Genomic DNA, 2,654 nt, shown 5'->3' with positions numbered 1-2,654 from the left:
GCCTAGAAACGAGTACGTCCGAGCCGAGTACGTCCGGATAAATCCAGGTAAGTCCCGGCGTCGGCGGGCGAGGCCGGTCAGGAGTGGCCGTAGGGCTCCGGTCCCGGGCCGTCCGCGGTCTCGCCCGCCCCGTTGTCGTCCACCGAACCCGGCGGATGGGCGGCCACGCCCACCAGCTCGACGTCGATCGGCTCCAGGCCGGAGGGGTCCTCGTCGAACAGGACGGGTTCAGGATGCGCCGAAGGAGCCACCAGTGCCTCCGAGTGCGCCCCACAGCCGTGGTCGATCGACGTGACCCGGCCGTCGTCCGGTGCGAGCTCGTTGGCGCAGACGCCGAACATCCGGCCGAGCGCACCCGCGAGCCGCACGTGGAATCCGCAGGTCAGGCAGGATGCGGGCGCCACCTTGGCGATGGATGCGCCCGGGCCGGCGGGACCCGCGTACCAGCGTTCGACCGCTTCCTCCCGCCCGGTCACGGACAGCACCCGGGCCCGCCCCAGACCGAGCTCGATGAAGACGTCGGTGTCGGCGAACTCCTCGGCGTCTTCTGTGCGCAGCGCGAGCCGAGGATCGTCGATGGCGGTCGGCAGCAGGTCCCCGACGCCGACGTCGCCCGGCCGCAGCCGCTCCGACCAGGGGACCCACGGGGGCGCCAGCATGGCCCCGTCCCCGGGCATCAACACGACGTCGTCGACCGTCGCCTTGCGCACCCGCGCGGCTCGGGTAACGATCACCGTCCAGACCCAGCCGGGGTAGGCCCGCGACAGGCAGGCGAACCGGTGCAGGGCGAGGCGGTCCCCCTCGCTCTCGACGCCGAGATGCTCACCGACCTCCGCCGCGGACCCCGCCTCCTCGACGGCCGCCTGCCGGGCCAGGTCAACGGCGGCCGCACAGGTCGGATCGGCCACGGGTGCCCGCCCGGACCGGACCGTCCTACGAACATCGGGAGCATCCACGGGAAGTATTCTCACCCACGAACCCTCCCACCGCCCGACGTGGTCGTAGTGGCGCCGGTCCAGGACAGCGCCGGTCCAAGACGAGGACACTGGGCAGGGTGAACCTGGGCAGCACAGTGGTGAACAGCCTGCGCCGGCTGCGGGCGAGTGTGCGCGGCAATGACGCCGACCGGTCGGGGCTGTCGTCGCTGACGGAGCTGTCGTTCGTCAACGCCGCCGGGGACGCGCTGGTGACCGTCGCGTTGGCGGGTTCGCTGTTCTTCGCCGTCCCGTCCGGCGAGGCCCGGTCGAAGGTCGCCCTCTACCTACTGGTCACCATGGTGTCGTTCGCCCTGCTGGCGCCGGTCATCGGTCCGCTGCTGGACCGGGTGGCCTACGGCCGGCGGACGGCGCTCGCCGCCATCTGCCTGGGCCGCGGGCTGCTGGCGTGGCAGCTCGCGGGGGCGCTCGACGGGCTGGCCGTCTACCCCCTCGCGCTCGGCCTGCTCGTGCTCTCCCGCGGGTTCGGCGTCGCGCGCAGCGCCGTCATTCCCCGGGTGGCCCCGGCGGAACTCACGCTCGTCACGATCAACTCACGGATCTCGCTGGTCAACATCGTCGCCGGGGCGGTCGTGGCACCCGTCGGGTTGGGCATCGCCAACATCCCTTTCGTCGGCTATCCCTGGGTGTTGCGGATCTGTGCCCTCGTCTACATGGCCGGGGTCCTACTGGCGTTCAACCTGCCCGGGCACGTCGACTCCGCCGCCGGTGAGCAGCCACTGCGCGGGCCGCTTCCCTCAAGCGTGGCCCGGCGCGGTGTCGGGACGTGGATCCGGGCGTTCCTCGGCACGCTGCCGGTGGCGCTGCGCGCCGCCCTGGTGCTACGCAGTCTGGTCGGCTTCCTGACGTTCTATCTGGTGTTCCTCCTGCGCACCAACGGCGGGAACAACCTGTGGCTGGGCGGGCTCGCGGTCTGCGCGGGCGCCGGCAGCGGCCTGGGAGTCCTCATCGGCGGCCGGCTCGGCCGGCGCCGCCCCGAGGGCATCCTCATGCTCGCGCTGGTGTTGGCGGCAGGGGGATGCCTCGGTGCGGCGATCACCTACACCAAGTTCACCTCGCTGGTCGCCGCGCTGCTGGCGTCCATGGCGGGGTCGATGGGGAAGCTGGCGCTGGACGCGATCATCCAGCGGGACATCCCGGAGACCACCCGCAACTCCGCGTTCGCCCGCTCTGAGACCGGTCTGCAGCTGGCCTGGGTCGCCGGCGGGGGCCTCGGACTGATCGAGATGCCCGGGATGGTCGGCTTCGCGGTGGCCGCGGCGGCGATGGGGATCACGTTGTTCGTGGAGGCCGGCGCGCTGCGCCGGTCCCGGCTGGCCGCCCGCGCCCAGTTCCGCGCGGACGCCCGGAACCACCCACCCGCCCACAACGATCCGGACACGACGAAACCGCTCGGTCACCCAGGGGTTCCCCCGCAGTCGCCGATGCCCCCGCCGGCACCCAGGCCCCCGCCGGCCCACGCGACCGCGTCGACGCCGCTGCCACCGGCCGACCCGTGGCGGCAGGCCCCACTCCCCATTCCGGCGACGCTCCAGGATCCGACCGGTCCGACCCGGCCTGACCGCCGACGAACGACCCGCGGCCTCCGATGGCGGCGCCACCGATGGATCTGTCGCTGATCTTGTGATCGAACTGGCCCTCTCATGATCGTCTATTGGT

2 protein-coding genes are annotated in these 2,654 nt (G+C 72.4%); one reads left to right on the top strand and one right to left on the bottom strand.

Annotated features, from left to right (window positions below; translation table 11 throughout):
* Positions 1-77 precede the first annotated feature (77 nt).
* Entirely contained in the window at positions 78-971 is an 894-nt protein-coding gene (locus AC08OQ_RS19110; RefSeq protein WP_476602412.1) for a DUF3027 domain-containing protein, read from the bottom strand.
* A gap of 83 nt (positions 972-1,054) precedes the next feature.
* Between AC08OQ_RS19110 and AC08OQ_RS19105 the strand changes: the two genes are divergently transcribed.
* The gene (locus tag AC08OQ_RS19105) at positions 1,055-2,614 is read left to right on the top strand and encodes an MFS transporter (protein ID WP_476612293.1); all 1,560 of its coding nucleotides are present in this window, start codon (positions 1,055-1,057) and stop codon (positions 2,612-2,614) included.
* The last annotated feature ends 40 nt before the right edge of the window (positions 2,615-2,654 follow it).

This window comes from Frankia sp. CcCS3 (assembly GCF_977927575.1).
Note: the sequence above shows the minus strand (reverse complement) of the source record. Positions and strands in the feature narration are given on the sequence as shown.